25 protein-coding genes and 2 pseudogenes are annotated in these 26948 nt (G+C 67.5%); 11 read left to right on the forward strand and 16 right to left on the reverse strand.

What is annotated here, in order from left to right; genetic code table 11:
• Window positions 1-15: 15 nt before the first annotated feature.
• Window positions 16-1461, reverse strand: a complete 1446-nt coding sequence (locus Cco03nite_RS11750; protein ID WP_203692085.1) for a peroxidase family protein — start codon at window positions 1459-1461, stop codon at window positions 16-18.
• Window positions 1462-1818: 357 nt separating this feature from the next.
• Window positions 1819-2691, reverse strand: a pseudogene (locus Cco03nite_RS11755) (NAD(P)-dependent oxidoreductase); the annotation flags it as partial.
• Between the two features lie 271 nt (window positions 2692-2962).
• Between Cco03nite_RS11755 and Cco03nite_RS11760 the strand changes: the two are divergent.
• From Cco03nite_RS11760 to Cco03nite_RS11780, 5 genes are all read left to right on the forward strand, one after another.
• Window positions 2963-3925, forward strand: coding sequence for an AraC family transcriptional regulator (locus tag Cco03nite_RS11760; RefSeq protein WP_239167308.1), 963 nt, complete (start codon window positions 2963-2965; stop codon window positions 3923-3925).
• A 54-nt stretch (window positions 3926-3979) separates the two neighbouring features.
• Entirely contained in the window at window positions 3980-4570 is a 591-nt protein-coding gene (locus tag Cco03nite_RS11765) for a TetR/AcrR family transcriptional regulator (RefSeq protein WP_203692088.1), read from the forward strand.
• Between the two features lie 75 nt (window positions 4571-4645).
• A complete protein-coding gene (locus Cco03nite_RS11770; protein WP_203692089.1) occupies window positions 4646-5476 on the forward strand; it encodes a TlpA family protein disulfide reductase in 831 nt (276 codons plus the stop codon).
• Between the two features lie 484 nt (window positions 5477-5960).
• The gene (locus Cco03nite_RS11775; RefSeq protein WP_203692090.1) at window positions 5961-7088 is read left to right on the forward strand and encodes a cation:proton antiporter domain-containing protein; all 1128 of its coding nucleotides are present in this window, start codon (window positions 5961-5963) and stop codon (window positions 7086-7088) included.
• 122 nt (window positions 7089-7210) lie between these two features.
• The gene (locus Cco03nite_RS11780; protein ID WP_203692091.1) at window positions 7211-8098 is read left to right on the forward strand and encodes a hypothetical protein; all 888 of its coding nucleotides are present in this window, start codon (window positions 7211-7213) and stop codon (window positions 8096-8098) included.
• A gap of 125 nt (window positions 8099-8223) precedes the next feature.
• Here Cco03nite_RS11780 and Cco03nite_RS11785 read toward each other — a convergent pair whose 3' ends face one another.
• The 5 genes and pseudogenes from Cco03nite_RS11785 to Cco03nite_RS43135 form a co-directional block, all read right to left on the reverse strand.
• Window positions 8224-8607 carry a DUF1330 domain-containing protein gene (locus Cco03nite_RS11785; RefSeq protein WP_203692092.1) on the reverse strand — a complete coding sequence of 128 codons (384 nt, stop codon included), beginning with the start codon at window positions 8605-8607 and terminating at the stop codon, window positions 8224-8226.
• A gap of 150 nt (window positions 8608-8757) precedes the next feature.
• Window positions 8758-10086, reverse strand: a complete 1329-nt coding sequence (locus Cco03nite_RS11790; protein ID WP_203692093.1) for a DUF2254 domain-containing protein — start codon at window positions 10084-10086, stop codon at window positions 8758-8760.
• Between the two features lie 17 nt (window positions 10087-10103).
• Window positions 10104-11048 (reverse strand): universal stress protein, encoded by a 945-nt coding sequence (locus Cco03nite_RS11795; RefSeq protein WP_203692094.1) that lies wholly within the window; start codon window positions 11046-11048, stop codon window positions 10104-10106.
• Window positions 11049-11125: 77 nt separating this feature from the next.
• Window positions 11126-11266: a CBS domain-containing protein gene (locus Cco03nite_RS11800; protein ID WP_203692095.1), complete on the reverse strand. Its 141-nt coding sequence runs from the start codon at window positions 11264-11266 to the stop codon at window positions 11126-11128.
• Window positions 11267-11558: 292 nt separating this feature from the next.
• Window positions 11559-11957, reverse strand: a pseudogene (locus Cco03nite_RS43135) (PRC-barrel domain-containing protein); the annotation flags it as partial.
• 492 nt (window positions 11958-12449) lie between these two features.
• Between Cco03nite_RS43135 and Cco03nite_RS11810 the strand changes: the two are divergent.
• Window positions 12450-13376: a Clp protease/crotonase-like domain-containing protein gene (locus Cco03nite_RS11810; RefSeq protein WP_203692096.1), complete on the forward strand. Its 927-nt coding sequence runs from the start codon at window positions 12450-12452 to the stop codon at window positions 13374-13376.
• On the opposite strand, the gene Cco03nite_RS11815 is transcribed toward Cco03nite_RS11810, so the two are convergent.
• Window positions 13298-13870 (reverse strand): winged helix-turn-helix domain-containing protein, encoded by a 573-nt coding sequence (locus tag Cco03nite_RS11815; RefSeq protein ID WP_239167310.1) that lies wholly within the window; start codon window positions 13868-13870, stop codon window positions 13298-13300. The two genes, Cco03nite_RS11810 and Cco03nite_RS11815, sit on opposite strands and share 79 nt — an antisense overlap.
• 161 nt (window positions 13871-14031) lie before the next feature.
• On the reverse strand, window positions 14032-14781 hold the full coding sequence (locus Cco03nite_RS11820; RefSeq protein ID WP_203692097.1) for a hypothetical protein: 750 nt from the start codon (window positions 14779-14781) through the stop codon (window positions 14032-14034).
• Window positions 14782-15263: 482 nt separating this feature from the next.
• Here Cco03nite_RS11820 and Cco03nite_RS11825 point away from each other — a divergent pair, with 482 nt between their 5' ends.
• A complete protein-coding gene (locus tag Cco03nite_RS11825; protein WP_203692098.1) occupies window positions 15264-16187 on the forward strand; it encodes a phosphorothioated DNA-binding restriction endonuclease in 924 nt (307 codons plus the stop codon).
• Window positions 16188-16431: 244 nt separating this feature from the next.
• Here the strand turns inward: Cco03nite_RS11825 and Cco03nite_RS11830 are convergent, their stop codons facing one another.
• The 6 genes from Cco03nite_RS11830 to Cco03nite_RS11855 form a co-directional block, all read right to left on the reverse strand.
• Window positions 16432-17385, reverse strand: coding sequence for a hypothetical protein (locus tag Cco03nite_RS11830; RefSeq protein ID WP_203692099.1), 954 nt, complete (start codon window positions 17383-17385; stop codon window positions 16432-16434).
• A gap of 226 nt (window positions 17386-17611) precedes the next feature.
• Window positions 17612-18706, reverse strand: coding sequence for a hypothetical protein (locus Cco03nite_RS11835; protein WP_203692100.1), 1095 nt, complete (start codon window positions 18704-18706; stop codon window positions 17612-17614).
• A 226-nt stretch (window positions 18707-18932) separates the two neighbouring features.
• Complete coding sequence (locus Cco03nite_RS11840) at window positions 18933-19433, reverse strand: hypothetical protein (protein WP_203692101.1); 501 nt, start codon at window positions 19431-19433, stop codon at window positions 18933-18935.
• A gap of 22 nt (window positions 19434-19455) precedes the next feature.
• Window positions 19456-20229 carry a hypothetical protein gene (locus Cco03nite_RS11845; protein WP_203692102.1) on the reverse strand — a complete coding sequence of 258 codons (774 nt, stop codon included), beginning with the start codon at window positions 20227-20229 and terminating at the stop codon, window positions 19456-19458.
• Between the two features lie 260 nt (window positions 20230-20489).
• On the reverse strand, window positions 20490-21554 hold the full coding sequence (locus Cco03nite_RS43255) for a zinc finger domain-containing protein (protein ID WP_425546907.1): 1065 nt from the start codon (window positions 21552-21554) through the stop codon (window positions 20490-20492).
• Between the two features lie 605 nt (window positions 21555-22159).
• A complete protein-coding gene (locus Cco03nite_RS11855; protein ID WP_203692104.1) occupies window positions 22160-22915 on the reverse strand; it encodes a DUF6602 domain-containing protein in 756 nt (251 codons plus the stop codon).
• A gap of 177 nt (window positions 22916-23092) precedes the next feature.
• Here Cco03nite_RS11855 and Cco03nite_RS11860 point away from each other — a divergent pair, with 177 nt between their 5' ends.
• The 3 genes from Cco03nite_RS11860 to Cco03nite_RS11870 all read left to right on the forward strand — a co-directional run bounded on the left by Cco03nite_RS11860 (window position 23093) and on the right by Cco03nite_RS11870 (window position 25019).
• The gene (locus Cco03nite_RS11860; RefSeq protein ID WP_239167316.1) at window positions 23093-23584 is read left to right on the forward strand and encodes a M23 family metallopeptidase; all 492 of its coding nucleotides are present in this window, start codon (window positions 23093-23095) and stop codon (window positions 23582-23584) included.
• Window positions 23523-23927 (forward strand): hypothetical protein, encoded by a 405-nt coding sequence (locus Cco03nite_RS11865; RefSeq protein WP_203692105.1) that lies wholly within the window; start codon window positions 23523-23525, stop codon window positions 23925-23927. The genes Cco03nite_RS11860 and Cco03nite_RS11865 overlap by 62 nt, the downstream gene beginning before the upstream one ends.
• Before the next feature lie 360 nt (window positions 23928-24287).
• Entirely contained in the window at window positions 24288-25019 is a 732-nt protein-coding gene (locus Cco03nite_RS11870; protein ID WP_203692106.1) for a hypothetical protein, read from the forward strand.
• Here the strand turns inward: Cco03nite_RS11870 and Cco03nite_RS11875 are convergent.
• Window positions 24979-25932, reverse strand: a complete 954-nt coding sequence (locus Cco03nite_RS11875; RefSeq protein ID WP_203692107.1) for a DUF559 domain-containing protein — start codon at window positions 25930-25932, stop codon at window positions 24979-24981. The genes Cco03nite_RS11870 and Cco03nite_RS11875 overlap by 41 nt on opposite strands.
• A gap of 174 nt (window positions 25933-26106) precedes the next feature.
• Here Cco03nite_RS11875 and Cco03nite_RS11880 point away from each other — a divergent pair, with 174 nt between their 5' ends.
• Entirely contained in the window at window positions 26107-26946 is an 840-nt protein-coding gene (locus Cco03nite_RS11880; RefSeq protein ID WP_203692108.1) for a DUF6042 family protein, read from the forward strand.
• Window positions 26947-26948: the final 2 nt, after the last annotated feature.

Here is a 26948-nt window from a genome sequence, read left to right on the forward strand (position 1 = left end):
GCCGGTTCCTATGTCCTAGACGACCGCCGTCAGGCCGAATCCGGTGAACTTGATCAGGTCAGCCATCGTGAAGTCGCCTGCGGTGGCCGAGGGCAGGAACGGCGTCCAGCCGGGGTCGACACGCAGGTACGACGACGGATCGGCGGCGAGCTGGCCGAGGAAGACCTCCGCGACGATGCGGCCACCGGCTGGACCGAGGTGCTTGCCGCCGGCGAGTTGGTCGGCTTCGCGTAGCAGGTAGTACCACAGCGGAGCGGGGCCGGGCTTGGGCAGCCCGAGCTGGTCGTCGGTGAGCGGGGTCTGGCCCAGCGCGCGGGCCACGGCCTGCCCTGAGGGCAGGCCGAGCCGGACGCCGCGGGTCAGGTTGCGCTGGGCCAGCGAGGGCATCTGGGGTGCGACCTCCGGCGGCAACGCAAGCAGCGGTCCGGCGATCTCTGTGTCGATCTTGCGGGACGGCTGCGGAGGGTTCGCGGGGTCGACTTCGAAGAAGCGTCGCCATTCCACCTGCCATCCCGGGGGCAGGGGGCGCAGCCCGCCCAGGTGACTGAGCGGATCAGTTTCGGCGATGGGCGTGGAGGTGAAGATCGGCCGGTTCGCCACGGTGCTGTTGAGCGTGTAGCGTCCGCGGATCATCGAGTGCGCGAACCGGTAGGCGGCCACGGAGAACTCGACGGGCATGAACGGCTGGTTGCGCCATGTGAAGAAGGCGAGGCGGGTCTTCTCGACGGCCGGTCCACCGGCGGTCAGGGGCTCGCGCACCAGGACGTCACCGAGGGTCTGCTCGCCGACGATGCGGCGCAGGAAGTCGTGCACGACCAGCCATTGGTAGTGCCAGCGCACCACCCGCTGCACCGCGGTGAACGCGGTCTCGCCGGCTTGCGGCGCCGCCTGGGCGAAGTCAGCGCGGCGGTCGTAGACCTTGTTGTGGAAAAGGAGCAGGGTCAGGTGCAGTTGGCTGATGAAGGTGTTCTCGTCGTTGCGGGGGTCGCCGATGAGGGCGACTCCTTGGCTGCTGCGTGGCAGGTCGAGTCCGTTGTCGTGTTCGCCGATCAGGAACCTGTCCCGGTTGGCCTTGTCGTACAGGTAGGGCTGGTCGGCGGGGCCGCGCCCGTACACGCTGTCCAGGTCGAAGCGCGGGGTCCGGAAGTTGGTCAGCGCGTCGGGGTCGTTCTGCCGGTCGAGGCTGGAGACCGGGTCGAATGTCAGGTCGTGGTCGATGAACTGGCCCAGGAAGGTGAAACCCGCCGGGATCCGGTCGTTGTCGCCGTGGGGGTCGCCGCCGTTTGGTTCGGCCATCGCCTCGGCGATGGCGGCGATGGTGCCGTTGTCGGGTTCGAACGGCGGCAGATGGCGAAACATCCGGCCGAAGCGGCCCTCGAACAGTTGTGACCTGGCTACTCGCTCGATGCCCCGAAGCGGTTCGGAGTGGCGGAACGGCGTGTTGGACTCGGCAGGATCCACGGTTTTCCTCGGTGTCTCAGTCCCGGCTGTGGACGGTCGGTCCAGCAAGGCCGAGAGGTTGGCTAGGCACGCTGAGGCTGTCCACGCTGACCCGTCGACAACCCGATCCGCACCAGACATGCCTAAGTACGTTAACCGGTCAAATCGCACAGCTGCAGGCTCATGACCGGATGCGTAGCGAGATATTGCCGACGGTGGCGAACACCCGATGTCCCGGCAGCCGGGTTGCATGAAGGGCATGTGCAGGCGATCCCCGACCGGAGCCGGCCTTGCGCCTGCCCGCACCGCGCCTTCCGAGCGATCGAGGCAGCTCAGCACTCTGAGTAGCTGCTGGTCACCGAAGGGCTGCTAGCTGCCGGGCTGTGCGGACCGGAAGAGCCTGATGACTGCGGTGATGTGGTCGCTGCCGTGTCCCTCGTTGATCGCCTGCTGGTAGGTGTGGGCGGCGGTGCGGGTGAGTGCGATGGTGGCCTGCCGCGAGGCGGCGTCGGCGGTGGCGTACCCCAGGTCCTTGCCCACCAGTTCGATCGGGAATGCCGCCGGGAAGGTGTCGCCGAGCATGGCGGTCGCGGCGGTGGCTGCGGCTTGGCTTGCAACCGGGGTGGCGGTCAGTACTTCGACGGCGCGGGCCGGGTTGAGGTTGGTGCCGTGCAGAGCCCCGATCAGCTCGGCGACGGCAGCGACCTGCACGGCGAACAGGGAGTTGGCCAGGAGTTTCATCTGGGCGCCGGTCCCGGCTGGGCCCATGTGGTGAACAGCGCTGCCGAGCTGCCGCAGTACCGGCTCGGCCCGACGCAGGACCGCAGATGAACCCCCGACGAGGAAGATCAGGGCGCCGGCGTCGGCTTGCGGGCGTGAGCCCAGCACCGGTGCGTCGAGATGGTCCACACCATGCTGTGCGCACCGGGCGGCGAGTTCGCCCGTGAAGGCTGGTGTCACGGTGGAGCAGTCGACGGCGAGCGCGCCTGGGTTCATCGCCGTGAGTGCGCCGATGTCGGGGTCGAGCCAGACGCTGCGGCCGGCGTGGTCGTCGCGCAGCATGCTGATGACGAGGTCCTGCCGCTCGGCGGCTGTTGCCGGTGTCGGTGCCGCCGTGGCGCCTTGCTCGATCATCGGTCGTGTCGCTTCGGCCGTGCGGTTCCATACGGTGATGTGGTGTTCGCCGGTGGCGAGCAGCCGGCGGGCCATGCGTGAGCCCATGGCGCCGAGGCCGAGTATGGCGATCTTCATCGTGCTCCCTGGTGGGTCGGGTTGGTCTCCGTCGGGCCGGGATCAGGAGCCCGTGGCGGCGAACGCTTCGGCGAAGGTGCAGGGTTCGTCGACGAGGGCGCGGCCCAGGCCGCGGTTGGCTCCGGTGACGAGGACCGTGCTTGCCTTGATCTCCATACCGGCAAGCCTGCCGCCCCGCAGTGAGGCTATGAATGCCTGTGCTGCTCGATTCCTTATCCGTGAGTCTCACCGCGAGTGTCGCGGTGCCCGACGCGCCGCCTACCCTGGGCGGGTGGATGTTCTCGGTGACGTGCTGGCGCTGGCCCGCGTCGACGCCAGTCTCATGGCGACCTTCGACGCACGCGCCCCGTGGGCCATCGAGCTGCCGGCCCGGCAGGGGGCAATGTTCCACGCGGTGGTGGACGGCACCTGCTGGTTCACCGCCGACGGCATGCCACCGCGCCAGCTGGGGCCGGGCGACCTGGTCCTGTTGCCCGCCGGGACGCGGCACGAGTTGGCCACCGACCCGCGGTTGCCGACACGCCGCTTCGACGACGACCTCAAACGCAGCCTCATCCAGCCCGACGGTGAGCTGAGGCTCGACGGGCCGGGTGCCCGCACCCGGATCCTGTGCGCGGGCTACAGCTACGAGGCACACGCCGCGCACCCCGTGCTGAGCCTGCTCCCGCAGGTGCTGCACGTGGCCACCGCCGAGCCGCAGAGCGGACCGTCGCTGCGTACGGTCCTTGACCTGCTGGCCAACGAGACCCGAAGGCGAACCGCGACCGGTTCCGGCACGGCCGCGGTGCGCCTGCTCGACCTGTTGTTGATCCATGTCATCCGCGTCTGGCTCGACACCGGCGGGGACACCGTCGGCGTCTCATGGCTACGAGGTCTGCGCGACCCTGTCACCGCGCATGCCCTGAGCGCGCTGCACGGGCGACCCGGATTCGACTGGACTTTGCAGAACCTGGCCGCGACGGTGAACGTCTCCCGAGCCACCCTCGCCCGGCGGTTCACCCACCACGTCGGCGAGCCGCCGCTGACCTACCTCAACCGGTGGCGCCTCACCGTCGCCGCGCACCAGCTGCGCAACACCACCGTGCCGGTTGCCGCCATCGCCCACGGCGTCGGCTACACGTCCGAGTTCGCGTTCAACCGCGCGTTCGCGCGCACTCACGGCCAGCCTCCCGGCCGCTACAGGCGCCGCGCCCACACATCAGCTGCCCCACCCGACACCGCTCGACTTACTTGACCGGACAGTCAACTCCACCATAGAGTGGACCGGACGGTCAAGAAAGGTGGAGGGATGGCGCGCGACACTCGCGACCGCATCGTCGCGGTCGCCCGAGACCTGGTCCACGGCACCTCCCTGGCCCAGGTCAGCACCGACGACGTGTGCCGGGCCGCAGGCGTCCACAAAGGCAGCCTGTACCACTTCTTCCCGTCCAAGGACGCCCTCGGCGCCGCCGTCTTCGAGCTCAACTGGACGATGATGAGCGCAGTGCTGGTCCAGGCGTTCGCCGACGACGTCGGACCCCTGGCCCGCATAGACCGCTTCCTCGACAGCTTCGCCGCGATGCTCGCCATGATGCGCGAGAAGACCGGCTCCACCCCCGGCTGCCCGCTGGGCGGCCTGGCCGCCGAACTCGCCGCACACGGCGAGGACGCTCGCGCCCACGTCACCCGGGTACTTGACGCGTGGAAGCGGTACTTCGCCGATGCGATCAGCGAGGCCAAAGGCCGCGGCGAGGTCGATCCGAAGATCGACTCCGGCGCTGCCGCCACCCGGCTGCTCGCGCACCTGCAGGGCCTGGCGCTACTGGCCCAGGCCTACGACGACCCACGCCTCTTACTACACGCCAAGGCGGACCTGCGGATGCTGCTCGCGCCGAAGTAGTCGCGCAGCACCGCCGAACCGCCCTTTCCCGTACCCGCAGACTTGACCGATCAGTCAAGTCGATTGGAGAACATCGTGGCCCCCACAACGACCACCGCCGACGAACAGGCCGCAGTCGCCTACCGGTTCACCCGCTTCCGCACGGCGCTACTCATCGACGACCTGACCTTCGCTCGCGGCGCTCCCGGCCCCGGCGACCGCGTTCCCGCCTTCGACCTGCCCGTCCTGGACGGCGGCCGGTTCCGTGACACCGACCTCGGCCTGCGGCCCGTGCTGCTGGTGTTCGGCTCACGCACGTGCCCGGTCACCGAGAGCGCCGGCCCGGTCCTGCGCCGCCTCCACGCACGCTTCGGCAAACAGGTGCGGTTCGTGCTGGTCAACACCAGAGAGGCACACCCAGGCGAACTGTTCGGCCAGCCCAGCACCTTCGCCGACAAGGCCCTCCACGCCGAAGAACTGCGTGACCACCACGGCGTGCCGTTCGAGGTCGCCGTCGACGACCTCGATGGACGCCTGCACCGGGCGATGAGCCCCAAACCCAACTCCGCGTACCTCATCAACAATGACGGCATCATCCGCTTCCGGGCGCATTGGGCCAACGACGAGCGCGGACTGCACACCGCGCTGGCCGACATCACCGCCGGACGTGTACCGGCCCGCCGTAGCAGCCGCGCCATGGTCGGCCCGCTCATGCGCGCCGTAGGCCATCTCCCGGGCGTCGTGACCTTCGCCGGCCGCCAGGTCGAACGCGACGTGTGGCGGGCCGCGCTGCCACTGGCCGTGCTCAGCCGCCTGTCACGCCCGCTGACCCGGCTGCGCCCGGACCAGCGGGGCCCGGCTGCCGCCGCCATGCTCATCACCGCAACGATCATCCTGGTCGGCAGTGCCGTCTGGGGCGCTCGGTAATTGCGCCCCGCATCTGGTCACGGCCGAGTCGGCACCAGCCTGCCGTCTCGGCCGACCAGCCCAGCTCACCTGAGCAGGTGTCCCACAGTTTCGGAGTGGACGACGCAATCCCGTTCGCCGGTCGGGTAGAAGCGGAACTTGAACACGCTTGACCGCCTTGGAGGCAACCCGCGGCCCTTACAGGATGCCGAACGGGTTTCATGCCGGCATACGGATGGCGCCGGTCCACCGTGACAGCGGATCGGCTGTGCCTGCCCTGCTCGGCAGGAGTTCGGATCGCCACGCTTCGGTCACCCCGATGAGCGAGCGTGCCGACGTCCGGCGCGGCCGGCGTTGAGGGTCGGCGCCGGCTGGTCGACGGGTGCCGCCCGGGGCGATCCCCAGGTGAGGCCCGTACCTACCGGTAACCTGTTGCCGCCTACTGATACCACGGTGGGCACGCCATGCCCGAATGCCTGGCGGGTGCGACGGAAGGTGGAAGTCGGTGCGCCGAATCGGACAGCTGAGCCTGTTCATACTGCTCGGCCTGGGCATCGCCTGGGCGCTGTCCGCCGATGTGGACGCGCTCGCCCACTCGACCAGCTACCGAGTCGGCGCCTACCTGCTGCTGGCGGTCGGTCTCTACAGCGCCACCTACGGCATCGACCTGGCCCAGGCCCGCACCGACAAGAAGATCATCGTCGGCGCGGTAACCGTCGGGGTCGTCGTCAAGGCGCTGCTGATCGGCGGGTTGCTGGCGCTGGCCTGGCAGAATCCGCTGTTCCTCCTCCTCGGTGTCGCGGTCGCTCAGATCGACCCGCTGTCGGTTGCCGCACTGATGGGCGACGAACGAATGAGCACCCGCGCGCGCACCGTCCTGGCCGCGTGGTCGTCGTTCGACGACCCGTTCACGGTCGTGCTGGCCGTCTACGCATCAGCCGTCGCGGCCACCTCGTTCGGACTGGGCGGCAGTTCCGCTTCGGACAGCGATCCGCTGCTGCTCTACGCCGCCGACCTCGCCGGCAACCTCGCCGTGGCCGCCGTCGCCTGGGCGCTGTGGCGGGTGGCGGGCTCCCGCCCCTGGGCCCAGTATCTCGCTCTGGCGGCTTTCGTCGCCGTCGCCGTCGCCACAGGCTGGATGCTCGCGATCGCGATCATCGGCCTGTTCGCCCGACCCGCCGCACTGGGCGCCTGGATCCCGAAGGTCACCACCGCGGCGACGTATGCCGCAGCCACCGCACTGGGCGTGCTGCTCATCGACGGCATCGCCATCGCCGAAGGCATCAGCCTCGGCGTGGCCGCGTTCGCGGCGCAGACCGTCGCCGCCTGGCTGCTGACCCGCGGCATGCCCCGCAACGACCGCTGGCACTTGGCCGCCGCCCAGCAGAACGGCATCACCGCGATCATCCTCGCGCTCACCCTGCAGATCCAGTTCGACGGCGTAGTCGCCGTCGTCGCCCCCGCCATCATCACCGCGAACCTGCTGCACACCGCAGCCAACCATCTGCTCGACCGCCATCTGAGACCCGCAGCCGCCGTCCCGGCCCCCCGCCCCGCGACTGCAGGCGACACCGGCAGCCCCGCCGCCACGGACACGCGCGACGCAGGCCCCGACCCGTCCCGGCATCCCTGAACGCACCACGGCCGCCCGCCCGCCGTCGTCGGCATAGGATCACCCTCCCACCACCCCCGCGAAGGTGCCTGATGACCACTGCCAGCCCCACGTCCGTACCGAAAATCAATTGGTCCCAGCGGATGGCAAGCATCCTGGCCAGCACCATCGCCCTGCCGCTGATCTTCGAGATCCTGCTCGCCCTGCTCGGCGACGAGCCGTTCAACTTCGGTCGCGCCGCCGTCGCCGTCGTGATCGTCGGGCTGACCGCCGGCGGGCTCTACATCGCCCGCCCCGGCTGGCTGAACGTGCAGCGGGCCCGCGGCGCATTCCTCATCCTCGCCGGACTCGGCAGCGCCATCCACGGCTTCCTCGTCACCGCCGCCTACGATCTGTTCAAAAGCGACTTCGTGCAAGACGTCGTCGGCATGCTCACCCTGCTGCTCGGCGTCACCACCTTCGCCATCGGATGCTTCTACTTCCGCGTCGAAGACGTCCAGGAAGTGATCGAGAACCCGAAGACGACGACGCTGCCCGCCGAGGAGATCGCGATCTCCACCGTGCCCGGCAGCTACCACGCCGACTCCACCGACCGCGCCCTGCTGGAAGCCTGCCGCGACGCCCTCAGCGTCGAACGGCTGCACTACATCGCCCTGTATGAGCCACCGGACGGCCAGCCTGACGCACCCGCGCAGCGGATCTTCAGCGTCGACGCCTTCGAACAGGGCAAATACCGGGTCCGCCAGCTCACCCCGCACCAGCGCCGCGAGCTCTACCACACCTACGGCCAGCGGATCATCGACCGTCACCCCGCGCTCAACGAGGAACTGGCCGCCCTGTACACCGGCAACCTGACCCGCACCGTCCTCGACGTCGAACAAGGTGCCATCTACCACCACGAGATCAGCCGCAACCCCCACCGGCACCTCATCGCGGTCACCCTCGACCAGGAGCACGTCTACACCACTGACGCCGAACTCGACGTCCTGAAGGGACGGCTGCGCCGCGAGCTGGGCCTGCCCCGTGCCTGAACCGTCTGATTCTGGTGACGCCCTCGACCGACCACCGAAGTTTGCTCGTTCATGATCGTTAGCCACGAGCTGGTCGAGTTCCAGATCGCGCGCGAGCATCATGGCTGTGACGCCCGAAACCGGCGTCAGGCACCGGGGCGCGGCCTGCCCCATGGCTGGGTGGGCTGCAGTACCGTCTCGGCCAGCGCGCTGGCCCGAAGATGCGCGATCTGCTGGTAGTCGGGGTCGGCGACCATCCGCCCGAAGGCCGCACGGTCGGGGTAGGCGACCAGCAGTACCGCGTCCCATCCCGACCCGGATCCGGCGACCAGCGGCGCACCGCCATCGCCGGCGTAGACTGTCGTCACGCCGTACCGGTCTGCGACGAGTTCGCGAAACCTCCGGGCGTACTCGGCGTACCGCTCCCGACCGCCCTCGTTGAACCGCAGCAGGTTCAGCATGACGAACGGGCCGTCCGGCCCGTCGACGACGAAACGGGCGAGATCGCCTTCGGAAGGGTCCACGGACATGGTGACCTCCGGTCTGATGGCAGCGTCGCCTCAGGTTATGGCGGCCGGCATCGGCGGCGGCATCGGCGAAGTCACCGGTCAGTGGCCGGTGGCCTCGGCAGTGGTGCTGAGTGCCTACCCCGAGTCGCTACTGCGGACACGCGGACAGGGTCATGATTCGGGTGGCCAGCGTCCGGCCAGCGCTGCGCGGACGTCGGCCGACAGGCTCCGCAGCCGGGCTCGTTCGGTGGCCGTGTAGTGCTGTTGGGCGCTGATCGTGTCGTTGATCTGGTCGAGTTCGATGCGTATCGCGTCGTGAGTGTGCGGTTCGGTGGTGCACCAGGCGACTTCGCGCAGCATGGTGAGTAGGCGTGCCTGGATGTCGGGTTCGGCGGCGCCATAGCGTCTCGGCTGGCCGATGGCCAGGTCGAGCAGTTCCGGGAGTTCGGGTTCGCCGATGACCGCCCGCGGCCGCTTCTGTTCGTCGTGGAGCACGCGAGGGCTGGGGGGTTGGCGCGCCAGCCCGCACAGCAGTGCACTGGTGTGGTGGAGGGCGTGCACGGCGGTGGTGGGGTCGTTGATGCCGGGTGACAGCGCCTTGACGGCGACCTCGGTGAGCTGCCGCAGACCGAAGGCGATGTCCTGGGCGGCGGTGCGTTCGGGGCCGATGGTCAGCGCCTGGTCGAGGGCTGCCGCCAGGTCTTCGTCTGCGGCGGGATCGGCTTCTGGGGCCGGGGTGGCGGGCCAGGTGTGCGCGATGGGGGTGCCTTCGATGAGCCAGTCGCCGACGCGCCGGTCGAGGCTGATGACGGCCCCGGCGTCGACGGCGGCCTTGAGCAGAGCGGTGTCGTCGACAGCGACGAGGAAGCCGGTGCGGCGCGCCGGGACGGGTGCCGCGCCAGGCGCTGCCGCCGGCGGCTGCCCCTGGTCGTGTCGCCGGTCCTCGCGCAGGCGGTGCATGGTGGCGGTGGTCTCGGCGGTGACACGTTGCAGCAGCAGCTCGATGCGGATCTGGCGGACCAGGTGAGCCAGGAAGGCGATCAGCGTGACGAAGGCGATCAGGCCGAGCACGAACGCGAGGGTGACCGACAGCTGCGGCACGAACGCGGCCTGGGTCTGGGTGTCGGAGCGGACGGTGCGCAGCACCATGACGGCATAGGTGAACGTGCCGATCAGCAGCGCGAGGGTGACCTGCACGGCCGGGTCGCGGGTGAAGGTGCGCAGCAGCCGCGGGGAGAACTGGCTGGCCGCCAGCTGCAGGGTGACCACGGTCAGGGAGAACGTGAGCGCGGAGACGGTGATCAGCGAGCCGGCAATCGCCGACAGGACGGTGCGGGCGGCTTCCGGACCGCCGCTGAACAGGTGACCGGCCAACGCCGGTGGCAGGTGCGCGGCGACGGCCACGTCCACGCGTGGCAGCAGCACGCCGAGCCCGACGGCGACCGCGACCCCGAGGGCCGGCAACGGCCACAGCCGCGACCGCCAGTCCTCCCACCTCACCTGCCATCCTCGCCGATTCATACCGACGACGAGCCTTCGTCAGCTGCACCGCCGTCGGGTGCGGCGTCGTCGGCTGGGGGATGGCCGCCCGTGATAAGGACGGGGCAGGAGGCATGGTGCAGCAGGGTCTGGCTGACCGATCCGAGCAGCAGCCCGGTGAAGCCGCCGCGGCCCCGGGTGCCGACGACCGCCAGCCGCGCGCCCACACATTGGTCGATCAGCGTCGCCGCTGGATTGCCGATCACGACCGTGTAGTCCACGCTCACGGTGGGATGGGCCAGCCGTGCCGCGGCGGTGGCTTCGTCGAGCAGCTTCTCACCGTCGGTGCGTTCCTGCTCGCCCCACCGGAGGGTGGCGCTGACCTCGCGCGGCGGTGCGGCTGTGACGTGCACGGCGTTGACGTCGGCCTGGTGCAGGGCCGCCTCCTCGAAAGCCAGCATGGCAGCGGCAGCCGACCGGGCAGAGCCGTCGACGCCCACCACCACCCGGCCACGGCCGATGTCGTCGGCTGGGTCTGCCTGCCTGCCGCAGCGGACCACCGCGACCGGGCAGGGCGCCCGCATCGCGGTGCGCAGGCTGGTCGACCCCAGCAGCAGCGACGCGAACCCGCCCCGGCCTCGGTCACCGACGACCACCATGACCGCCTCGGCGCCGGCCTCGGCGAGCACGTCGGCGGGCCTTCCCCACCGCACCTCGGACGTGACGGGGAGGTTCGGCGTCTGCCGGTCCAGTGCCGACATGGTCTCGGCCAGCAGGTGCCGTCCGGCTGCGACGAGCGCCTGGTCGGTGGCCGTGCTAAGCGTGCCGGACTCGTGGCCGGTCAGGGTCGGCAGGTAGGCGGCGTGCAGCAGCCGCAAGCCGCAGCCGCGGACGGCCGCTTCGCTGGCGGCCCAGTGCAGCGCGTCATCAGACTCCGGCGAGCCGTCGACACCGACCACGATCGCAGTGCACGAGAGGGTCATGGGTTGAACTCACCTCCGGACGGCCATCGCCGTACGTGCCCGAGGTACGGCGCTGTCGCCGCTGGCGACTTGCGCGGTCACAGGTTCGGCGGTGCGCTGCTGATGTCGGCTGGCGCCGAGTCCGGGTCGCGTTCGACAGCCAGGTCGCCGATCGACACTACGCCGACCGGTTGTCCGTCCTCGACGACGGGCAGGCGGCGCAGCACATGCCGACGCATCAGGTCGACGGCATCGTCGACGCTCTGGTCCGGGGCGTACGGTGACGCAGTCGGCGCTGACCACCTCCGACAGCCGGGCGTGGGTGGGATCCAAGCCTTCGGCCAGGCCCCGGATCACGATGTCGCCGTGGCTCCTTCGCCGCTGACGGAACGCGTCGACGGCGGCATCGAACCTGTCCAGGTCCGCACAGGCGTACGCGACGACCTCTTGCGGGACGACCACGGCCTGCCCGGACACGGGCAGGACATCGGGCACCGGGATGAGCACCCGGTGTCCACGTGCCTGCAGCACCGGGTTCGCCCGGATCTCGTAGCCGACGACCTGCGGCACCCCGTCGAGCCGGAGGATGACGTCGCACACGGTGCCCAACTCGGTGCCGGTGTCGGTGACGACCTTGTCGTCGAGCACGGCTCGGTCACGGGCGTCGACCTCGTCGACGACGGCGCCGGACTCGGTCAGGCGGTCCTCACTTTCGATCATGACGGCGTCGGGGCCGATTGCGTGGACGGCATCCGCGGGCAGGGCGGTGTCGCGCGGCCCGGCGAACATTCCCCTTCCGGCCAGCGTGAATCCGCGAAGCGGGCCGCCGGTCGGGCCGTACACCACGTCCTTGACCTGCCCGACCGCGTCGCCTGACAAAGTCACCACAGGTCTGCTCATCAGCGCTGTGGCGCGCACCAGTCCGGACATCACCGGCCACCGGGCTTTGTCGGCGGACGCGACGACACGACCTTGCCTTTGCGCCTCGCAGCCTGGACCCTAGCCAGGATCACCACCGCGAGAGCGATCAGCACCAGGATCACGATCAACCAGAGCCACCATTCCATGGCTCCCCCCTCCGCCGGCGGGCCGTCGGCCCGCACAGCAGAATCGCGGTATGCGTACCCCGTCGCCGCCGTCGCAAACGTGATCGGCGGGCCTTCCCGTCACCACCGGGCGGCAGCGGCGATGGCATCGTCTTGGCGCCGAGAACCACCCTCGGCATGATCCTCTCGGCGACGTGGTGGGCAGGTTGTGGGCAGCACGTGTCACTGCCATCGCCAGCCGCTCGGTGACAGGCCACCATCCGCCCGACGCAGGCGCCGCACCCCGAGATGACAGTGTTTGTGCAGGCTGAGGCTCGGGTAGTCCACCTTCGGGGAGCGCTTCCACCGCCGCTGGGCAGCGTGGGAGGGAGGAACCGTGACGTGGGTCCTGCGCATCTGGGCGCTGGTGGCGGTTGCGTTCGCCGTGGCCGCAGGCGCGCAACCGGCTGCCGGGCAGTCATCCGGCGTGCTCGTGACCCGTGTCGACGGTGTGATCACCCCCGTGGTCGCCGACCATCTCGGCGACGCCGTGGCCGCAGCTGTCGACCGCGGCAGCCAGGCGCTGCTGGTGGAACTGGACACACCCGGCGGCCTGGACCCCGCGATGCGCGCCATCGTCCGTGACTTCCTGGGCTCCCGCGTTCCGATCATCGTCTATGTCGAGCCGTCCGGGGCCCGCGCCGCTTCCGCCGGGGCGATCATCACCATGGCCGCGCACGTGGCCGCGATGGCGCCCGGCACCACGATCGGCGCGGCCACTCCCGTCAACGCGCAGACCGGCGAACCCGCCGGAGACAAGATCATAAATGATTTCTCGGCCTACGCCCGGTCCATCGCCGGGCTGCGCGAACGCGACCAGCAGTTCGCCGACGACGCCGTACGCCAGGGCAAGGCCGTCACCGCCGGACAGGCCCTGGAACTCGGCGTCATCGACGTCGTGGCCGCCAGCCGCGCTGAACTGCTGCAGGCCGTCGACGGCCGCACCGTCGCCCTGGCCGACGGCACCACCGTCACCCTCCAGCAGGGCGGCGAAATCGGATTCGCGGAAACCTTTCGGCTCGCCTTTGCGGCCTCGATGGACCATGACCCGGTAGAGCATCCGGCTGCGCCTGCCGGGCCGGTAGCAGACCAGCCCGGCGATCGAGATACGGCCCGAGCCCTTGCCGGTGACCGCGACAACGGGGGTCTTGCCGCGCGGGGCCCAGGTGCGGGCCTTGGCTGGTCTCAGCGTGTGCCCACTCTCGTCGGCGAAGACGATCCACGCGCCCAGCCTGCGCGCGACCCTTTTACCGCCGGCCACTGATGACGCCGCCAGTGCACGATCTGATCCTCGTCGCGTTCGGCGGCCCGGTGCGCGGGCACCTGCGGTGTCCAGCCCAGGCGATGCAGCAGCACCGACACGGCTTGGACGCTCAGCGTCTGGTGGAACATCGTGGAGATCAGCTTCGCGACCCGGGCCAGTGTCCAACGCTGGTCGTCGTAGCCCGCCGCAGCGGGGCCCTCATCGAGACGGGCGACCAGTCGTTCGACCTGGTCAGCCGACAGTTTGCGGGCTCTACCCGGCGGTCCTTTCGAAGCGAGGGCGTCCGCGCCGCCAGCGGCCCAGGCGCGCCGCCAGGTGTAGGCGGCCTTCGTCGACACCTCCAGCACGGCGGCGACCTGCGGTGCGCTCAGCCCGTCGGCGAACATCGCCGCCGCACGGCCGCGGACCTGCTCACGGCGGTCCCGCCCGGCCTGATCGACTCCACCACCGTCGGCGTACCTCATGCCAACAATGGAACCGACCAGCCCGCACATGGGCGATACCCCAAAAGCATCACAAAGGACTCAGCTCAGACCCTGATTCGAGAGAGTCAGTAGCAGACGGTTCGATCCGACGTCTCCTCCAGTGCCTTCGGGAAGTCGGCCGGGTGAGCTTCGCACACGGGCACGAGCGCCGCCCGTTGGCCTTACCAGGCCTACATGCAGCTCAGTCCCTCGTGGCCCCATCTCGCGGGCGCGCCGCTGGGGCGTAGCCATGGCTCGGTCACCGCATCCCCGCCAGGCGGCCAGTAGCCGTGAGTAAGGCGCACCCATCTCGCCGACAACGGGACGTGGCCTCGGTCCGGACGACGTCGCGTCACCCAGCAGGCGAAGTTCAACGGAACAGCCTGCAGAACCCACCGTAGCGGCGGTACCCTGCGGATGATCCACTGAAACAGCCGCTGGGTGCGCCCGATGGGCTGCTTACCCGGGGCCAGTTCGAGGGTGTCGCTTCTGCGTCGCCAAATCTCGCCACGGGCGTCAGCGAACGTCACGATCGCGAAGGTCCCACCTACTCCGGTCTCAACTGCCCACTCCCCTGGCAGGTCGATACTCAGCTCCGTGCCTGACCGCAGGGTGAGCGCCGGAAGGTCCACGGAGTGGAGGCTGAGCCGGCCATGGTTCATCCGGGCTTGTTCCCAGCCGATGTCTGCGACCAGCAGGAGCTGGCGGAGGTGGACCACCTGGTTGCTCTCGTTGAATATCGCCAACTTGCCCCCGGTGACGTGGTGGCTGCCGGGGGCCGACTCTTCCAGCACCGGTTGCGCCGCCATCGTGACCTGCTCGGCCTGGGCGCGGCGCTGGCTATCACGTTCACGGCGACGGAAGCGAAAGAGCTCGCCGGCAAGGATGGCGGCAATGACGGCGCTGGAGAAGGAGCCGAGGGCATCAAGGTACTCGAGCACACCTCATCCTCGCTTATCGGTGCACAGGCCCGCCATGCCGCGAACTGCGTTGCGACAAGCCGGACCTCGGGCCCGCCGAACGACGCCATCCGGACAGGCGGAGTCGTGGGTCCAGGTTCAGGTGAAGGCGAGCGTGCCTGTGGTGTAGATGCTGGAAAGTCTGCCCAGGCCTGCTGTGCACAGCAGGATGTCGGTGGCTGGACCGGTCTGGTTGCCGTTCACGGTGTCGCCGGTGAACAGGCCGCTGGCAACTGTTCCTGTGACGGTGGAGGTGTAGACCGCGCCGGCGATCTGGGTGACGAAGTTGAGCGTGAGCCTGCTGGTCTGCCCGGTGTTCCAGGTGATCGCCTTTCCTCTTGACCTTGCGCGCTCCCTTCGACCTGGGTCCTTGCTCTGAGCGTGGCCGAGTACGAAGCCCTCGGGTACACGTCCTTTGTCGGCAGGGGCAGCGCGAGGATCCCTACGGTGACAGAATCCGGCGCGTGGGCGACGACACCGGGACCGGCCGCGACGAGGCCCTGGCCAAGCTGGCTCGGCTGCGCCAGCACCAGCGCGACGGACGGCGCTCCCCGCACAAGCCGCTGCTGGTCCTGCTCGCCCTGGGCCGGATGGCTGCGGTCGGCTCCAGCCGCCTGCCGTGGCACGACGCCCGCGCCGCGCTAGGCGACCTGGTGGCGGAGTTCGGGCCGGCGTCCAATACCAGCCGGGTGCAGGGCGCGGCGTACCCTTTCACGCGGCTGCGCACCGACGGGATCTGGATCCTTGACCACGACGTCCCGATGGACACGATCACTCCGCTGAACGCCACCGACGCCGTCGGGCAGTTCACCGCCGATCTCGAGTCGCTTCTGCGCAGCGACCCGGGCTTGGTCGCGTCGGCGGCTCGCGCGCTGGTGGAGAGTCACTTCCCGCCGTCGATCGCCCCGGACGTGCTGGCCGCGGTGGGCCTCGACCCCGACGCGGTGCTGCACTCGCCGGACGCCGTGCCCGACCCGGATCCCGGCAGCCGGCGCAGGCGCGATCCGAGATGGCGTGACGCCGTGATCCAGGCATGGGATCGCCAGTGCGCGTTCTGCGGCTTCGACGGGCAGTTCCTCGGCGCCACCGTGGGCATCGATGCCGCCCATGTGCGCTGGTTCGCCCTCGACGGCCCGGATGACCTCGACAACGGCCTGGCATTGTGCGTGCTGCACCACAAGTTGTTCGACCGCGGCGTCCTGGGCATCGACACCGGCCTGCGCCTGTGCGTGTCCACGGCCTTCACCGCCCGGACCCCGGCAGGGAAAGCCATCTACGACTTGCACGGACGACTGCTGCAGGGCAGGCCCGGCACCCTTCACCCGGCCCCCTCGCACCTCGACTGGCATCGCGATCAGGTCTTCAAGGGCCAGCCACTACCCGTGTAACGGGGCCGGGCTCAGTGACGACGAAGGTGACAGGCCGGCTGTTCCCGAAGCGGTCTGCTGGTACAGGGTTCAATGTCCGACACCCCGGGTCACTCGGATCCCGGGGTTCACTTATTGCGACGACTCGACCAGGTCCTTCCAGCCGGCCGCTCCGTTCCGCTGGGGTGGTTGCCGCAGTGTCGGGCGGCGCGTCAGGTGTAGGCCGTGTGGCCGTGCTGGCGGTGACGTGCCGCCTGGCTGTCGGCTATTCGAACGTCGCGGGGTCGACGTAGGTGTCGGTGCTGCGCAGGTAGGGAATAGCGCGGGTCCACTCCCCCAGTAGTCGTGCGAAGGTGTCGTCATCGACGGCGGCGACTTCACCCAAGGCCGTCTCGCCCCCTGCACGGACGCTGGTCACGACCATGTAGGCGTAGGGGTTGAAGTAGCGGGCGTGGTTGCCGTCGCGCCTGGACCGCACATAGACGATCTCCACGTCATCTACACCATGGCCACGCGGTACGACGAGGTGGGCTTGCAGCGGCTCGTCGTCTGCGCCGGCCCGTCCTCCGATGGCCTCACAGGCGGCGATGAGCTGTTCGATGCGGACCAGCTGTTCGCGGGCACCCCACCGCCGGGCGGGGCTGTACTCCCATCCCCAGCCCCGCTCGATCCAGCCTGCGGCCCCTTCGGGAAGTGGCCCGAGGTTGCCGAGTTTCCCCGATCGGGTGACTTCGCACATCTGCCAGATCCTGGATGAGCCATCATCAGGGTCGGCGCCTGTGGGCAGCAGTTGAAGGGCTTCGGCGCGCTCGGCGGCGTCGTGGGTGAGTTCGTCGGCGATGGTCAGCCGCTGGGTGCGCGTCAATGGGGTCAGAGCCCGATCGAGGTCGTGGTCGAGCAGGAACTGCACTTCGGCGAAGCTGCCGCCGGTGTGGCGGTAGTTCCCTGCTTCCAGCTTGACCGGTGTGATGATCTCGGTTTGGGCGCGTAGCTTCCCGATCAGCCGGCCGATGCCATCTTCGACCGCTGGGTGCGAGTCGAGGAACGCAGCAGCGTCCCAAGCGGCCTCGGACAAGCGGGTCAGGAAGACGGCCAGGTCCTTGGCGTGTTCGGCATCGGACAGGGTGGTGATGTTGGCGGTCTGGTCGCACTCCTCGCCGCTCCACGTCGCGACGATCGTGGTGCGGGTGGCGCCTCGGGACAGGCTGTAGCTGGTCATACGGATCTCCCTGATGAGATGCAGGCACCTGGCTCGCTGCGCGTGCGCGTCTGCGGTCAAGCGTTGATGGAGAGCCGGTAACCCCGCAGCACGACTGCAGCGCCGATCCGTACGGCGATCGTAGAGCATCCAGCGCGGCACACACACCGGTGCTCGCGCTGGATGTCGTCCGATCGCGGAGGCGTAGGCGGTTGCATCGTCCCGCCGGTAAGTGCCGAGACCGTCGTCAGCAGTGGTGATCGTGGAGAACTCGTGCTGGTTGAGATGCCAGCTGAGCGATCACCTCGGAGGAGCCAGTCAGGCCGAACGCACGGGTGGCGTAGAAGTCGGCTACCGAGCGCACATCCTGGTCGCCGCGGCGGCGACGACATTGCATCGCACGGTTGAACCCGCGGGCCACGATGGCGTTGACTCCCTGGAGATAACGGTCTGCCAGGGCCGACTCAACCGAGCTCCACCGCCGCCATGACCCGGCAGGGTCAACCCCGCCATCTCCACCTGGACGACCGCGTCGCGTTGCCGCACGGGTCTGGAGCCGTTCCAGGGCCGACGTTGGTACGTCGGTTGGTGCTGGCGGCCCAGCCCGCATCTGGTCGAGTTCACGTTGAAAGGCGTCAAGCTGCAGGTTCAGCTGTGTGCCGTGGTCGGGCGGCATACCGATGGAGTCGAGGTCTACCGACTGGACTGTAGTGATGGCCTCCGGCGCCACCGCCAGCGACAGCGAACCAGGCGACTCGTGGACGTTCAGGTACCGGACGGCTTGAAGGCCGTGGTCTCGCAGTTCGGCTGCGGACAGCTGGGCTGCGGGTTGCAGGTTTTCGTCTCGGAAGCCTGCTTCGATTCGCTGGGGGTCGAGGTTGAGCGCAACTCGGAAGAGGAAGAACTTCGCGTTCGCTTCGCCCTGGTCGCGCATTCGGCGCAGGACGTTCTCGATCGCGGCCTCGTACGTCCCGACGTGCAGCGCAAGGTTCGACAGCCGGACGATACTTTCCTCACGTACCCGCATCGGCGGTATGGCCTGCGCCAACGTGTGGCGTTTCCGTTCGGCATAGGTCGACGACGGCCAGTCCGGTTCGGTACTGGTGTGGTACCAGGCGAATCCGTTGAGCTCTTCGTTGTTCAGCCCCGGGTCGGCGCGGTCGCGTAACGCGATGACGTTCCGGCCGAAGTGTATGGCGTCGCCGCAGTGGGAGCACGGGATGTGTGCTTCGTTGATCTCGTCGGCGTAGTCGTCGGCGCTCAGGTCGGTTGCTTCGCCGCAAGCGCAACGCATGCGGTACGCGTAGGCGAAGTCGACCGGGCGCTCGGTCAGTGCAGGCATGGACTCGGCGATCACCTACTGGCTTGCCTCTCATAATGGTGTCCGTCAATGCCGGACATGACGGTCGGCGCTAAAGGCCTTGCGAGTACAGATACGGGACATGTGGGCCCTGTCGGCTTTGATCGCAGCCCGGCGATCTTCCGTGCCTCCGAGAGATCGGATTCGGTCCGTGTTCGATGTGTCGCCTCGACACCGAGAATTTTGGTTCGTGTGGATGCGACACTCGTTACTGGGTGGTGACGTACACGTAGTCGTCCCCCGACGTAGGCGCGTAAACGACGAACTCGAACGCCCTGAGTAGCGCCAGGCTCCTGACGTTGTCTTTGTGTACGCGGCCGAACACCCGATGCCCGGGGTATCGATCACTGATATCGCCCAGGACAGCCGACATCAGGACGTGACTTACACGCTCGCCGTCGTCAAACGTCCGACCTTGCCATTCGTTGGCCACGGCAAGCGCATACAGTCGAACGGCTTCGAACCGCTCTGCGCCGATTCCCAGCTTGCCGTAGCGCTCATAGGCGGCAATCGCCACGGCTTCGCCAGTGGGTTGCGTGAGAACGAGCAGCGCCTGGCTATCCTGCTGGGCGGCGGCTGTGCCGCGAAACGTCCATTCGGTGAGCTTGTCCTGGACCTGGCGCTCGACTTCAACGTCCCAGAGGTTGCCGCTGGCGCCGCACTCAAACTGTTCGAATACGGCTGCGTCGTCGGGCGTCGCTGCCCGCACGCTCCACGATCCCACCTTGCGGCTACCGCCGTTCAATCGTGACCGGAACCGTGACCTTCAATCTCTTCGGAGGCATGGCACTACGATATAGTGCTGCCATCTCCTGAGGTATGTCGGGAAGTACCTCATCGGGATCGAACGCAGAACCCGATGTCGATGCAGGAGCCTGCACCTGTATAGCGGGCCGGACGTGCTGGATCATTCGGCTGCCGTCCCAGTGTTGGATGACGGCGACATCTGCCCCAACCGTGTCGAGATTCGTGCCTTCCGCGACCTGAATAGGCAGCTCCGCGACATGATGGTGACCTTCCCATCTGACGATCAGACAGGTTCCTTCGATTCGTTCGACCTTTCCGAAGAACTCTTGATGGTTCGGCATCTGCTCCGGGCTGAAGAATTTACGACGGACTCTTTCGGCTGAGATGGCACAGGCCGAAATCGCATACCAAAGCCGATCCGATGCAGTACCTGGCAAGATTCCGTTGGCGAAGTCTCGGACGGCCCGTGATGGAAGACCTGCGAGAAGGGCTGCGAGGTCCTGGAACTCCTTGCCGGCTTCCAGCTTCTCAGCCTCTCGTTTCAACTGCGAGGCATAGCTGATGTGGCCGCACCTGATGAGGATATCTACATCAAGATAGAGACTGCTATGAAGTCCCTTGACTGTCGTCGCATGAGCAAGACTCCCTGACTGCGAGCGACGAAACCAGCGAAGCCTTCCCGGTCCACGTTTCGGGCCCGCCAATGAGGCGTCGAACATCTCCCCGACGACGACGGGCCAGGTGGCAGCTGTTCTCATACATGCATCCTACGGATGGTGCGACCGGCCAACAACTACGTAAACGAGACCAAATGTGACAAGTAACTCACTACTGCTACTCAAGAACAGCCACATCCTGTCCCACCGCCGGAGCGTATTGCTGGGCCCCAGGCTCGGGAGCACCCCCTAGATTTCCGGCGGCGCGTGAACTCGGCCAGGTCAGCCTCAGATCGGCTGTTACGGATCGCGGCTGCGCGCTAGCAACCTTGGCGTAAGCGCGTCCATTGGCTGGTGACGATCTAGCGGCGCCTTGGCTGATCCGACGAGTCACGGTGTGTTGTGCAGGGGCCTCCGCCAGTAGGGATGGCACAGCGGCCTTTAGCGGTCTTGTGCCCGCATTGCAGCGCTGGGTCGTGCACGTGGCACTTCCCTGAGACGCCGGGATTGATGGTGCATGGGGTTCCAGCTTTGGTCCTCTCCGAACAGCCGCGGCGGGTGGCAGGCTTGTGTCGTGCCGACCTGGTTTTGGGGCCAGCCGCCGACTTCCGGGTTCCCTCGAACTGCCCATATGCCGCGGCCAGAGCTGCTTTGCGGTCGGCAGGCGCCCAGCCCGTCTGTCCTGCCTGCACCCGGTCGGCTTTAGCGTCGGAGGTGAGGTCGAAAGCCGCTGCTGCCCATTGGGTCAGGCGGAGCGAACGTTCTGTGAGCGTGGTCGAGCTAGCCTGCCAGCAGATGATGCCAGCACGCCGGACGATGGCCTGATCCATCCTGCCGAGCTTCAGCGCGTCCGGATGTCCACGGAAGCGCTCGGCGTTGGCCTGCGTAAGGACCTGCCCGGTGATCTGCTCCCACAGCGCTCGCAGCCCATCGACCCGGACCCGGTCGAGTTCTGCCTGCGATTCTGGGTCTCGGTCTGCGGCGTCCCACCGGTCGAGGTGGCTGGTCGTGCGGTACTGGCCGGGCTGACGGCCTACTTCGTCGTTCGTGCCTATGACCCTGCATGGCTTGCCTGCATCCACGTCGCACCGCGGGCACGGCAGTCGGCGTACCACCTTGTTGATGCGCAGATTCACGTTCGGATCGAGTCGGACCGCAGACACCGGATGATGATACGTCGATGGGAATGGCAACCGATTCAAGGCAGTGGACGACGTGGCCGTTCGGCCATGGGTCTTTGATCCGGCGAGCGTGATACTGGCTGAGTGAGAGGTAGCCAAGGCACGTCCATGACGACGGTTCGAATCCCTCAGAAGCGCTACGAGGCCACCGACGCCGCCTGCGTCACGTGCGGATCGGTGGCACGCCAACCGTGCCGGGTCGTGATGACGGACTTGAAGCTCGGGGCGATCCTGGCCCGGGTTCATCGCAGCCGGCCCGGTACGCGTTTCGTCATCGGGGAACGACAGAAGGCGAAGAAGCCTCCGGCGCCTGCTGCGGCTGCGCCTCGTGCGAAACAGACGGTCAGGTGCCCCGCATGTCAGAATATGATCTTGCAGGGATCGCCCACTGGCGTTTACGCAGGCGGCTTGACGGTGCACGCCGCCTGCGCCCGATCAGCGGGACGGAGGGGCCAGCGAACGAGAACCGGCAGCCAGCTGCGCCGACGCTAGGAGCCAGTACTGCCATGAACGGTTCGCCGGAATCCATCCAAGCGTCGGGATCCGGATGGACTCAGACGTAGCGGGCAGGGTCGACCGGGCGCATCGACGGCCCCGAATCAACGACGTTGTCCAGCCCCGCGCGTTGTGGCATTGCAGAACCCGCCGGCGAGCCGCCTTATGTTCGAGTAATGCTGCTCATGAAGCACACTGCGACGACCGTGCGGTTTCCCCGGTTGCTAGGAACCTTCAACTTCACGGATAGCCCAGTCCACCACCACGGGCGTTGGCAAGGGTCGCTCTGCCGTCATGTCGGAGGTAGTAGCCCGCCCACCTGGTCGATGGCCCGCAGAAACATGCGCACCTCGAATTCATGACTCACTAAAAGTTAATGGATAGAACAGAATCGGATGCTTGCTCCTTCGAACAGTCGGGGTGAGTCGGTAAATGTAGCGAAGCATCAAAGCCAACACTTGATCGTTGGCCACGGTGTGCGACCATCCGACGGATGGATTGCGCATCGCCAGAGATGTCGTATTGTCTCGAAGGTTAAGAAAAACGCATCGATTCAAGACGAATATTGCGTCAGGTTGCTCGTCAGGCGGCACAGTCTTAGCAGTATCGATGATATGGTCATGGAGTTTTCGATCAGTTAGGCGAGTTGAGAAAGCGAAACAAAAGTACGGAACACGGACAATGAACGGTTCCGTATCGGCAAGCGGAGCAGCGACGGTGTCGTTTTGCACGAACTGTCTGCGCAGTTGTTTGACTGTTCGCGCATTGGTAAAAACTCTTTCAATCTCACGCTTATCAAGTCCAGCCTTGACCTGGATCGCAACATCGACGCCTTCGGCGATCAGCAGCGGCTGGTGTGGGTCGGGCCGAAATGGCTGGTACTCGTTACAGACAACGACGTCGACTTCGTCCGACTGCTTGTCGAACGAGTCGATGATCTGGGTATTCGTCACGATGTGCTTGGTTCGGAAGTTCTTCCGAAGGAGAGTCGCGACGATGGCTTCATTTCCGCCCCCTTTTACGTCCGAGTCGGAAGCCGCCGCACGAAGATGCTGGAAGTCAATGTTGAGTTTCTGGGCTTCAGTTACCCAGTAGCGCTGGATCGGATTCATTTGACCTGACCAGATAGTAAGGGAGGATGCCACCATAGCAGCGAGGCGTTGACGGAGCCGCGCGCAGATCGGCAGCCCGTATGGCCAGCGCGGTGCCAGGCTGCACGCCGGCGTCGACCTCGGGGCTGCACGGCACACCCCCAATCCCGCGCAGCGTCGGCCGGGGTCGTGGTCCGGGTGAAGTGCAACTCCAGCACCGGCACCTGCGACCACGACGGCAGCCTGGACCAGACTGGCTGCGGCTGGTATGTGGACGTGCGCCACGCGGCGAACCTCGTCTACGCGGGGGCGCGCGTGACCAGCGTCGTCACCCGCTACTGCCACATGATCCAGCGGCCGCAGGTCGCCGTCGGTGACCCTGTAGCGGCAGGGACCGTCCTGGGTTTCGTTGGATCGTCGGGCCGCCCATCAGGACCGCACCTGCACTTCCAGGTCCACCTGAACGTCCCCGCCGGCGGCGCGGCCGCAACGCCAACAGCACCGACCCGGGTCCGTTCATGGCGGCTGTCGGAGCCAAACTCGGACCGTGAGTTCTTGTACGTTGTCGGTGGACCATACCGCCAGCTCACCGGATCGGTGGGCGCCGACGACACCGGTTGGGAGCAGAATGCGGGAGATCAACGCACCGTCGGGTCCTCTCGACGACTGGACCTGGTGCATGGCCGGTAGCCGCGTCATGGACTTCCTGAGCAGGCGCGACGGTTGGGAGGATATGGGCCTGGCATTCGAATACCGGCCCTCCCGGCCCGCTTGCTTGGACACCATCGTGGACCGGTCCATGCACCCCTGCAACGGCACCACGATCACCAGCGACATGGACGTCCACACGCCCGAGGCGAGCTGTCCGCGGTGTCTGGCAGACCTGCCTGGCCATCGTCCGGTGGACCCCATCACGCTTACCGTTGGGTACGACCATCCCGAAGACATCCGCCGCTACATCCTGCTCATCGAGGCGATTCGCTGGTCGACGACCGACTTCGGGGTTCTGATGCAGGATGCACCCCCGGCGTGACAATACCGATGGCCTTAGGGCGCGGCGTCGCAACGCAGCCAGTGGTCGCGCGCATCAATTTGGCCACCGCAGCGCCGCAGACAGAGCGGCCCCCGGCCGCACCCGGTTGGCCGCCGCCCGGCGAGATGTCCACCGTCCGACTGCCGCGGTGCGCCCGCGCTCGACCGTCACGACTTCGACCAGCCCACCGCCGACACCTACTAGCTCTCTGCCGAAGCGAACGTGACCTGCGGTATGCGGTGATCATTCAGCGTGCGCCGGACACACTGATGGTTTCCGGCTCGGAGTACGTGTGCTGCGGGGGCTCGTGCGTATCAACCAGACTATGTCCGGGGGTGAACGGTCAGTCACACTTGGCCCATGGTGGACGTAGACAAGATCGATCTTGGTGCTGTGGTCATGACAGGCCTGAGTATGGCGCTCATGAAACAGCAGCCGGTTGCCGCCGCGACCGTCGATCGTCTGCGCCGAGTGCATCCTGACAAGACCCCTGCCGAGCTTGTCGCCTACATGAACAAGTTTTACCTGGTCGGTGTCGCGGCCATCGGCGCGGGAACCGGAGCCGCGTCTGCCGCGCCGTCCGGGCTGGTTCGAGCACCGGCTGTCTACCTCCAGCGGCTCAGCTTCTTGGAAGCGTCAGCGCTGTACACGCTGTCGGTGGCCGAGGTCCACGGGCTGCACGCCGAGGACCTCGAGAGGCGGACTCTGCTGGCGACCTCAGTCCTGGCAGGAAACTTTGCCGCGACCAAAGTCCTGCAGGAGACGGTCGGCCGCACAGCCCCGTATTGGGGCAGGGAGATCGTGAAGTCGATCCCGATGTCGGTGATCTTGAAGGCAAACAAGCTGCTCGGGCCGCAGTTCATCACGAAGTGGGGCTCTACGCAGGGCGTACTCGTCCTCAGCCAGCAGGTACCTTTACTGATCGCTGTGGCACTCGGCGGAGGGGGCAGCACCCTGGTCGGGTGGACCATCATCAAGGCTGCGCAGGCGATTCTCGGTCCAGCCCCGGACTCGTGGGACCACCTTCCGGACGTCACCAGCCCGGCCACGGCTAGGAGAGCACGCCGTACTGCTCAAACAAGTCGGCGATGAACGCCTGCACCAGTTGGCGGGCTGTCCCCTCGTCGCCCGTCAGCTCGTGTCCGCCGAACCGGAAGACCTCGTAGCCGGCTAGCCGTAGACGGCGATCCTCGGCAACCATCTTGGCGTAGCGACGTGCATCGGCGCGGCCGTCGTCGGTGCTGTAGTGCTGCCGCCCGTCGATCTCGATCACGACCCGCTGTCCGTGTGGGAGCAGCAGAAGGAAGTCCATCCGCTGACGGACAAGCGGGCCAGGCTGGGCCCGCTGGCGCCGTGTGAGCGGGTCGAAGTGCAGGTAGACCTGCGGTATCAGCGCGGGCACCCGATCGAACGGATGCTGACGGTACAGCGCGCAATACTCCTGGAAGAACAGCTGCTCCGGCGGCGACTTCGGGTCCAGCGACTCGAACAGCCGCTGGTACAGCAGACGTGCCGGATGGACGAGGTCGTCGGATGGGTGTCCCTGCACGTCTTCGCACCACCAGCGCACCAGCGCTGCCCAGCTGAGCCCGTCGGGCGGAAGAACGCGTCTGTAGATCAGGCAGTACTCGGCGTGCTTGACGATCTCCACCTCGTTGCTGACAGCGTCGCGTAGCACCAGCTCGGGCTTGGGGCCCTTGGCCGCGAAGATGAGGTTCTTGAAGTCGCCGTCGACGCCGCGCACACTCGCGCGTTGCACCAGGTCCTGCAGCTGATCGGAGCGGTACTCCTCCAGGACCCGGACGGCGAGGCTGACGAGCTGGTGCAGGTCCCAGCGGTTGATCCGCTTGCGGACGTACCACTTCTTGCTGGCGAAGGCCTCGTCGCCGTCGCCGGGGGCAAGCCCGAACCGCTCGCCGACCTCGGGCAGTTCGTAGGACTTCACCTGCGACAACGTCTCGGCGATCGCGTCGACCAGGTCTACTGCGCGTACGCGGTCAGCCACGTAGGAAGACTAGGACACTGCGCCGACAGCCGAGCAGCCGCGCGGGTGGGTCAAGCCGCGGCACAGCGGCCGGTCGACGTGCCGCCGATGACCGCGCGCAGGCCGTGGCCGTGGGCAGGCGTGCGGGCGCGTCGACGTCCAGTAGCGCGCGGCAGGGCAAATAGACTGCCCGCCATGGCCCTTCACTTCCCCGACGAGGTACCGCCCGAGCACATCAGGACCGCGATGTTCGCCCGCGCGTTCATGGGCGGTGGCTGGAACAGGTTCCTGCCCGGCCGGGCCGTCCTCATCACATCCTTCCTCGCGCACCAGCCGATGACCCGCGACGATCTGCACGACCTACTGCGTGAGCGGGAACAGATGCCCGAGGGCATGGCCGATTCCGTGTGGGAGCCGCTGGACCCCTACACCGATGAGGAGCTGGCCGACCTGGCGAAAGACTGGGGCCGGGAGCCCGAGACCGCAGCACAGGCCAACGCCGAAGATCAGCAGCGCCGTGCCGAAGACATCGCCGACATGGCGTCCTACGCCACGGCGCTCGGATTGGCGCCGGTGGAGACCATGGACGACCTGCTGGCCTTCATGGTGGCCGTCCGCCTGGTCGTCGCCGAGGACGACGGCGGGCAGGTGCGGTATGACCTGAACGCCGACGCTCCGTTGCCCGAGGAGGTGCTGCCGCTGACGGCTGAGCGCATCGCGCGCGAAGGCAAGATTCGGTGGCTGCAGATGTACGAGCCGACCGCTCAGGACATCATCCGTCAGTTCCGCCCGGATGACGCCGACCGGCCGGTGGCGCTGACCACCAGCCTGCAGAAGCTCAGCCGCCGCCTGGGCGTTGACGTGGAGACCGCGCGCGCCGGCGTCGGCGTGCTGATGTTCGAGGGTGATTTCACGACCAGCCGTGACCCGGAGACCGTTCCCGAGCACGCCGTCTTCGAAATCCGCGTGGACTGGCAGCGATTCGCCAAGCAGCGGTTCGGCCTGCGAATGGGAACCGACGAAGACTCCGACTGACC

It is taken from the genome of Catellatospora coxensis (genome assembly GCF_016862635.1).
In the GTDB taxonomy this organism is placed as follows: Bacteria; Actinomycetota; Actinomycetes; order Mycobacteriales; family Micromonosporaceae; genus Catellatospora; species Catellatospora coxensis.

Excerpts from the sequence above, each read along its gene's own strand:
- Cco03nite_RS11765 (WP_203692088.1), top strand. The coding sequence starts at position 3,980 with ATGGCGCGCGACACTCGCGACCGCATCGTCGCGGTCGCCCGAGACCTG.
- Cco03nite_RS11795 (WP_203692094.1), bottom strand. The coding sequence starts at position 11,048 with ATGACCCTCTCGTGCACTGCGATCGTGGTCGGTGTCGACGGCTCGCCG.
- Cco03nite_RS11780 (WP_203692091.1), top strand. The coding sequence starts at position 7,211 with ATGGCAAGCATCCTGGCCAGCACCATCGCCCTGCCGCTGATCTTCGAG.
- Cco03nite_RS11835 (WP_203692100.1), bottom strand. The coding sequence starts at position 18,706 with ATGCCTGCACTGACCGAGCGCCCGGTCGACTTCGCCTACGCGTACCGC.
- Cco03nite_RS11830 (WP_203692099.1), bottom strand. The coding sequence starts at position 17,385 with ATGACCAGCTACAGCCTGTCCCGAGGCGCCACCCGCACCACGATCGTC.
- Cco03nite_RS43255 (WP_425546907.1), bottom strand. The coding sequence starts at position 21,554 with ATGAACCCGGGCCAGGATCGCCCCGAGCTTCAAGTCCGTCATCACGAC.
- Cco03nite_RS11845 (WP_203692102.1), bottom strand. The coding sequence starts at position 20,229 with ATGAGAACAGCTGCCACCTGGCCCGTCGTCGTCGGGGAGATGTTCGAC.
- Cco03nite_RS11855 (WP_203692104.1), bottom strand. The coding sequence starts at position 22,915 with ATGAATCCGATCCAGCGCTACTGGGTAACTGAAGCCCAGAAACTCAAC.
- Cco03nite_RS11880 (WP_203692108.1), top strand. The coding sequence starts at position 26,107 with ATGGCCCTTCACTTCCCCGACGAGGTACCGCCCGAGCACATCAGGACC.
- Cco03nite_RS11815 (WP_239167310.1), bottom strand. The coding sequence starts at position 13,870 with ATGTGCGGGCTGGTCGGTTCCATTGTTGGCATGAGGTACGCCGACGGT.
- Cco03nite_RS11870 (WP_203692106.1), top strand. The coding sequence starts at position 24,288 with ATGGTGGACGTAGACAAGATCGATCTTGGTGCTGTGGTCATGACAGGC.
- Cco03nite_RS11785 (WP_203692092.1), bottom strand. The coding sequence starts at position 8,607 with ATGTCCGTGGACCCTTCCGAAGGCGATCTCGCCCGTTTCGTCGTCGAC.
- Cco03nite_RS11865 (WP_203692105.1), top strand. The coding sequence starts at position 23,523 with ATGCGGGAGATCAACGCACCGTCGGGTCCTCTCGACGACTGGACCTGG.
- Cco03nite_RS11800 (WP_203692095.1), bottom strand. The coding sequence starts at position 11,266 with ATGCGTCGGCATGTGCTGCGCCGCCTGCCCGTCGTCGAGGACGGACAA.